The 6,662-nt window shown below is 63.7% G+C and carries 6 protein-coding genes and 1 pseudogene; 3 read left to right on the forward strand and 4 right to left on the reverse strand.

What is annotated here, in order from left to right:
• Nucleotides 1-510 precede the first annotated feature (510 nt).
• Both K675_RS0109160 and hutC read right to left on the reverse strand, forming a co-directional pair.
• On the reverse strand, nucleotides 511-1,089 hold the full coding sequence (locus K675_RS0109160) for a HutD/Ves family protein (protein WP_017903219.1): 579 nt from the start codon (nucleotides 1,087-1,089) through the stop codon (nucleotides 511-513).
• Nucleotides 1,086-1,796 (reverse strand): histidine utilization repressor, encoded by a 711-nt coding sequence (gene hutC / locus K675_RS0109165; RefSeq protein ID WP_198291627.1) that lies wholly within the window; start codon nucleotides 1,794-1,796, stop codon nucleotides 1,086-1,088. Before hutC ends, K675_RS0109160 begins: the two co-directional genes overlap by 4 nt.
• Nucleotides 1,797-1,977: 181 nt before the next feature.
• Between hutC and K675_RS0109170 the strand changes: the two genes are divergently transcribed.
• Nucleotides 1,978-3,342: a formimidoylglutamate deiminase gene (locus K675_RS0109170; RefSeq protein ID WP_017903221.1), complete on the forward strand. Its 1,365-nt coding sequence runs from the start codon at nucleotides 1,978-1,980 to the stop codon at nucleotides 3,340-3,342.
• A gap of 185 nt (nucleotides 3,343-3,527) precedes the next feature.
• Here K675_RS0109170 and K675_RS0109175 read toward each other — a convergent pair whose 3' ends face one another.
• A complete protein-coding gene (locus K675_RS0109175) occupies nucleotides 3,528-4,085 on the reverse strand; it encodes a lipocalin family protein (protein ID WP_026145054.1) in 558 nt (185 codons plus the stop codon).
• Nucleotides 4,086-4,115: 30 nt separating this feature from the next.
• A complete protein-coding gene (locus tag K675_RS0109180) occupies nucleotides 4,116-4,370 on the reverse strand; it encodes a hypothetical protein (protein ID WP_017903223.1) in 255 nt (84 codons plus the stop codon).
• Nucleotides 4,371-4,642: 272 nt separating this feature from the next.
• Between K675_RS0109180 and K675_RS34090 the strand changes: the two are divergent.
• Both K675_RS34090 and K675_RS34095 read left to right on the forward strand, forming a co-directional pair.
• Nucleotides 4,643-5,677, forward strand: a pseudogene (locus tag K675_RS34090) (HAMP domain-containing protein); the annotation flags it as partial.
• A gap of 93 nt (nucleotides 5,678-5,770) precedes the next feature.
• Nucleotides 5,771-6,535 (forward strand): methyl-accepting chemotaxis protein, encoded by a 765-nt coding sequence (locus K675_RS34095; RefSeq protein ID WP_420066331.1) that lies wholly within the window; start codon nucleotides 5,771-5,773, stop codon nucleotides 6,533-6,535.
• The last annotated feature ends 127 nt before the right edge of the window (nucleotides 6,536-6,662 follow it).

Consider the following 6,662-nt stretch of genomic DNA (forward strand, 5'->3'; position numbering starts at 1 on the left):
CTCTGCGATCGTCCGAACCCGCCCAGGCAGTGGGCAAGCGAGCCAGTGCCGGAGATACCCGGCACAAGCGGAAACTAGGTGGGTGCGCGACGCCTCCCTGACGACTCATACGCACACATATTTACTTGTACATACAAGCATATGCAATCAAGCGGCCAACTTGACAAACGAGCGCTGAAGAATTGTTCAGAATAGTCGCCAGGGGCCGTGGGACGTGGCTTTGAGAGGACAATGAATGTGTAGGACGAAGCGGGACTGGATGCAGGAAGCTGTTACCGAAAAAGGTTTTTGCGCCACGCTGGGGCGTTCGGTAACAAAATGGTGCACACCTGAAGTGCCTACGATCGTTCCCACGCTCCGCGTGGAAACGCAGCCCAGTGACGCTCTGCGTCACAAGAGCGGACGCCGAGCGTCCTGAGAGGCATTCCCACGCAGAGCGTGGGAACGATCGGGCCACCTACGGTGGGAGCCGGGGCGCGCCCCCCAAATAGAGTGGGGGATACAGCAGAATCAGGCAGGAATCAGTTCGATCACACAGCAACGACCAGTGACCGCCACTTCCTGAAGCCCGGCGTTACCGTCCAGCCGAAGACAGTCATGCCGGCCGAGCACTTCGTAACCATTGTCGGCCAGACCGACATGCAACTGGTCGCTGACACTGAAGATCAGCAGCACCGCCGCCGAAGTGAAGAAGCGCTTGGGTTGCGCGGCCTCCAGCCATTGCAGCCGGGCACTGTAGCGATCCGGGGCGTAGATCAGGTTGAAGTCGCGGATCGGTCCGTCAAGCAGCGTGCAACCGACCTGGCTCGCACCGCTGAAGGCAAACGGGTCCAGCGGTAGCAGCGCGCGAGTACGCTGGCCATCGACCTGCAGGGTCATGCCCGCGCCCTGCAGCACGGTAATGATCCGCTCATAACCGGCAAAGCTGGAAAAGCCACCCGACTCACCGATATCGGCGATCGACAGGCGCCAGCCGAAACCCTCCAGCCCCTCGCCTTCGTCGCGAGTGATTTCCTCGGTGCTGCCACCGCCGTTTTTCCACGGCATGCGCGGGTAGTCCGCCGCACGCAAGACTTTCAGTGAACTCATTTGGTAAAGCGTCCTTCGAGGCGATGACGGGAACCGGGGTGGATCAACCGGGCGGCCGTCACCGGCTGGCGACCGGACCAGGTGCGCCGGCGAATCATCAGGCACGGCTCGCTCCGCTCGATCTGCAGCAACTCGCACTCGCTGGCATCGGCGAGAATGGCCTCGACCACATGCTCGCCCTCGGTCAGCGGTGCGACCTGAGACAGGTAGGCGTAGGGCGTCTGCAGGGTGAAGTCCTGCTTGAGATAGTCCGGCGCCACCAGCGCGTTGACGAAACGATCCTCGATCTGCACCGGGATGTCGTTCTCGAAATGTACGATCAATGAATGGAAGACCTTCTGCCCCTCGCGCATGTCCAGGGCCACGGCGCGCTCGGAACCGGCGGTCTCCTCGTCGAGGGTGATGATCTTGCAGGTATGGCGATGGCCGCGCGAGGCAATCTCGTCGGCGATGTTGTGCACCTCGAACAGCGCCGACTGGGTCTTGGGCTCGGCGACGAAGGTGCCGACACCCTGCATGCGCACCAGCAGGCCTTCGGCGGTCAGTTCCCGCAGGGCCCGGTTGATGGTCATGCGGCTGTAGCCCAGTTGCTCCACCAGCTCGCTCTCGGACGGCACGCGGTAGTGCGGCGGCCAGTTACCGTTGTCGATCTGCTGGGTGATCATCTGTTTGACGCGGGCATATAACGGCGCCGGACTTTCGCCCATGTGGGCAGCCAGCGGGTTGTTGGCAGGCGGAGTCGGCACAGTAAATCCTTGTTCGGTTCCAGGGGTGGCTGTAGTGATGTCACAGGTGTCTGCAGGACAGGATACCAGCTTGCCGGAGTTTACCGGGCAGGCAAACGTCTGTATATGTATATACAAATAACACACGATGGGGTGCTGAACCATGTCCGCCTTCTTTGCCGAACGCGCGCTGCTGCCTAGTGGATGGGCCAAAAACGTACTGCTTGAGGTCGACGCCCAGGGCGTACTGACCCGCGTCGAGGCCGATTCCGCAGCGCAGGCCGCCGAACGGCTGGGCGGCCCGCTGCTGCCGGGCATGCCGAACCTGCACTCGCACGCCTTTCAGCGGGCGATGGCCGGGCTGGCGGAAGTCGCCGGCAACCCGAACGACAGCTTCTGGACCTGGCGCGACCTGATGTACCGGCTGGTGGGCAGGATCAGCCCGGAGCAGATGGGCATCATCGCCCGCCAGCTCTACATCGAGATGCTCAAGGCCGGCTACACCTCGGTGGCCGAGTTCCACTATGTGCATCACGACACCAACGGCCAGCCCTACGCCGACCCGGCCGAACTGGCCCTGCGCATCAGCCAGGCGGCCACGGACGCCGGCATTGGCCTGACCCTGCTGCCGGTGCTCTACAGCCACTCCGGGTTTGGCGGCCAGGCGCCCAACGACGGCCAGCGGCGCTTCATCAACAGCACCGAGAACTACCTGAAGCTACAGGCACGCTTGCAGCCCTTGCTGGCAGGACAGCCGGCCCAGGCCCTGGGTCTGTGCTTCCACTCGCTGCGCGCGGTCACCCCGCGGCAGATCAGCGAAGTGCTGGCCGCCAGCGACCGGCACTGCCCGGTGCACATCCACATAGCCGAACAGCAGAAGGAAGTCGACGACTGCCTGGCCTGGAGCGGCAAGCGGCCGCTGCAATGGCTTTACGACAACGTCGAGGTGAATCCGCGCTGGTGCCTGGTGCACGCCACTCATGCCGACGCCGAGGAAGTCGGCCGAATGGCCCGCAGCCGGGCGATTGCCGGCCTGTGCCTGACCACAGAGGCCAACCTGGGCGACGGGATTTTCCCGGCGGTGGACTTCCTCGCCCAGGGCGGACGGCTGGGCATCGGTTCCGACAGCCATGTGTCACTGAGCGTGGTCGAGGAACTGCGCTGGCTGGAATATGGCCAGCGCCTGCGCGACCAGCGGCGCAACCGCCTGTATCGGGCCGATCAGCCGATGGTGGGGCGCACGCTGTTCGATGCGGCGCTGGAAGGCGGTGCCCAGGCACTCGGCCAGGCCATTGGCGGCCTGGCAGTGGGCAAGCGCGCCGACTGGCTGGTACTCGACGGCAACAACCCGTACCTGGCGACCGCCGAGGGCGACGGCATTCTCAATCGCTGGCTGTTCGCCGGCGGTGATCGCCAGGTGCGTGACGTGATGGTGAACGGCCAGTGGGCGGTACGCGGTGGCCGACATGCGGGAGAAGAGGAAAGCGCGCGAGCCTTCGCCCAGGTCTTGCGTGAACTGCTGAACTGACGCCAAACACGCTGCCTTGTGGGTGTGGGAGCCTCTATGGTTTGGGGCAAGCCTGGCGGCCCCTTCGCGGGCGAGCCGGCTGCCATGCATGCCTGTGTCGAGCAGCTGTTTCGTGCGCGGCGCGATTCCTGGTGAGAGCCGCCCGGCCGTCTCCCACAACCATAGGTACCCGAGCAGCCCCAAACTCAGTGGGACATCTTCGAGTCCGGCGTACGCCAGATCAGCCGGGTCGTGTCATACCCCTGCTGTCGCGCCCGGCTCAGCAGGTCCTCGCGGGTATCGGCGCTGATCTTGGTACTGCGCGACAGCAGCCACAGGTAGCGCCGGCTCGGGTCGCCGACAATCGCGGTGTGGTAGTCGTCACCGACATAGAGAATCCAGTAGTTACCCTTGGCCACGCCCGGCAACAACGCGGTGAACCAGTTGTCGAAACGCACCCAGAGCTTGTCGGTCTGCCCTTCGACCTGCGGCGTCGCGGTGCCCTTGGCCTCTTCCCAGGTCCACTGCTCGGTCAGACAACGGTTGAACACCGCCATTCTGCCATCGGGCATCAGGCTGTAGCGGGCCTCGGACTGTGCACAATTGCGCTGGAAATACATCGGCATCCGCGCCAGTTCGTACCAGGTGCCCTGGTAACGCTTGAGGTCGACATGACCTGCGGTCTTGGGCGCCAGATCGTCACCGGACGTAGCGCAACCGGCTAGCAACAAGCCAGCCAAAAGAGTAACCACTAGACGAAACATTCTTCTTCTCCCGAGGGCTTTCGCCCCGGTTTACTTCAGGCCTTGCCCGGAAAACATCAGGACTTTGTCACCGGCGTACTGCACGCTGATAAAGCTGTTCTTGTCACCCCAGGTACAACTGGACATCCCCAACGCGCCGGAACAATCGGACGGCGAACCGAGCAACGCCTCGACTTCGGCCTTGGGCATGCCCGTGGACAGCTTCGAGTAGTTTGCCTGGTTGACCTTGCTGCAGGCAGCCAGCAGCACGCAGAACGACAACAGAGCGAGAGAGCGCAACGACATGGGGAGAAACTCCTGGGGACGGAAAGGTCGGCGCGGGGCCTACCGCAAGCTTAGAAGAGAAAACCGCCATCTGGTTCCCGAACCTACGACCTTTTCTTACAGGGCTTTCCTTTGCAGATCAGCAGTTTTGCGGATGGAAAAGGCATTTCGTCGGCTTTACCGTCAAGAAACTAATCTTTGACATGACTCTGTCGAGATAGAGAGGCGCGATGCCAGCAAACGTGGCAAATTGTCGCCCTTCGTTGACCCGCCTTCCTGCAGACAGCCATTTCATGACCAGAAACATCAAATTCAGCCACAAGATTCTCCTGGCTGCGGCCCTCGTGGTCGCCGTGGCGTTCGCCTGCTTCATCCTGTTCAACGACTACCGGCAGCGCCAGGCACTGCATGCCAGCACCCAGGCGTCGATGCAGGAACTGGGTAGCCTGACCACCAGCAACATCCAGACCTGGCTGGAAAGCCGCATCCAACTGTTGCAGTCGCTGTCCCAGCAGATCGCCGTGGACGGCAGCTCCGCCGACAGCCTCAAGCGCGCCGTCGGCCTGCCCGCCTACACCGGCAACTTCCAGTTGAGCTACTTCGGCAGTCAGGAAGGCGTGATGTTCTCGGTCCCGGCCGCCACCCGCCCCGCCGACTACGACCCACGCGCCCGTGGCTGGTACAAGGCGGCCAACGCCGCCCAGCGGACCATCGTCACCGAACCCTATATCGCCGCTTCGTCGGGCAAGCTGGTGATCACCCTCGCCACGCCGGTTCAGCACGAAGGCAAATTCATTGGCGTGACCGGCGCCGACATCGACCTGGGCAGTGTCAGTGCCATCATCAACTCGCTGAACTTCGGCGGCCACGGCCATGCCTTCATCGTCAGCGCCGACGGCAAGATCCTGATCCATCCGGACAGCAAGCTGATCCTCAAGAACCTCGCCGAAGCCTATCCGGGTGACACCCCGAAGATCAGCCCCGGCCTGAAGGAAGTGACGGTGGGCGGCAAGGTCCAGTTCATCTCCTTCACCCACATCAACGGCGTGCCCTCGGCCGACTGGTACGTGGCGCTGGTGCTGGACCAGGACACCGCCTTCTCGATGCTCAGCGAGTTCCGTACCTCGGCGATCATCGCGATGCTGATCGCCGTGGTCATCATCATCGCCCTGCTGGGCATGCTGATCCGTGTGCTGATGCAGCCGCTGCACCTGATGGGCCGGGCCATGCACGATATCGCCGAAGGCGAAGGCGACCTGACCAAGCGCCTGACCATCCACGGCCATGACGAGTTCGGCACCCTGGGCCTGTCGTTCAACCGTTTCGTGGAGCGCATCCACACCTCGATCCGTGAAGTGGCCTCGGCCACCGGCCAGGTCAACGAGGTCGCCCTGCGGGTGGTCAGCGCCTCCAACTCGTCGATGTTCAACTCCGACCAGCAGGCCAGCCGCACCAGCAGCGTGGCTGCGGCGATCAACCAGCTCGGCGCCGCGGCCCAGGAAATCGCCCAGAACGCCGCCCTCGCCTCGCAGCATTCGAGCGAGGCGCGCAACCTCGCCGAAGACGGTCAGCAGGTCGTGGACAAGACCATCGGCGCGATGCAGCAACTGTCGGCGCAGATCAGCGATTCCTGCGGCAACATCGAGACGCTGAACGCCAACACGGCGAACATCGGCCAGATCCTCGAAGTGATCACCAGCATTTCCCAGCAGACCAACCTGCTGGCGCTCAACGCGGCCATCGAGGCGGCACGCGCCGGTGAAGCCGGCCGCGGCTTTGCCGTGGTTGCCGACGAGGTGCGCAACCTCGCCCACCGCACCCAGGACTCGGCGCAGCAGGTGCAGAAGATGATCGAGGAGTTGCAGGTCGGCGCCCGTGCGGCGGTCACCCTCATGACCGACAGCCAGCGCCAGAGCGAAAGCAGCGTCGGTATCGCCAACCAGGCCGGCGAACGACTGGGCAGCGTGACCCAGCGGATCGGCGAGATCGACGGCATGAACCAGTCCGTGGCGACCGCGACCGAGGAGCAGACGGCGGTGGTGGAGTCGATCAACGTCGACATCAACGAGATCAACACCCTCAACCAGGAAGGCGTGGAGAACCTGCAGGCGACCTTGCGCGCCTGCGCCGACCTGGAGCAGCAGGCGGCACGCCTGAAGCACCTGGTGGGCAGTTTCCGGATCTGACGAGCGCGCCGGCGCCTTCGCGGGCGAGCCCTGCTCCTGCAGGCCTGCCAGGCAGTACCGCCTTGCGGGCACACGGATCCCCCTGTGGCGAGCGGGCTTGCCCGCGCTCGACTGCGAAGCAGTCGCA

It is taken from the genome of Pseudomonas fuscovaginae SE-1, from assembly GCF_000364705.1.
GTDB lineage: Bacteria > Pseudomonadota > Gammaproteobacteria > Pseudomonadales > Pseudomonadaceae > Aquipseudomonas > Aquipseudomonas fuscovaginae_A.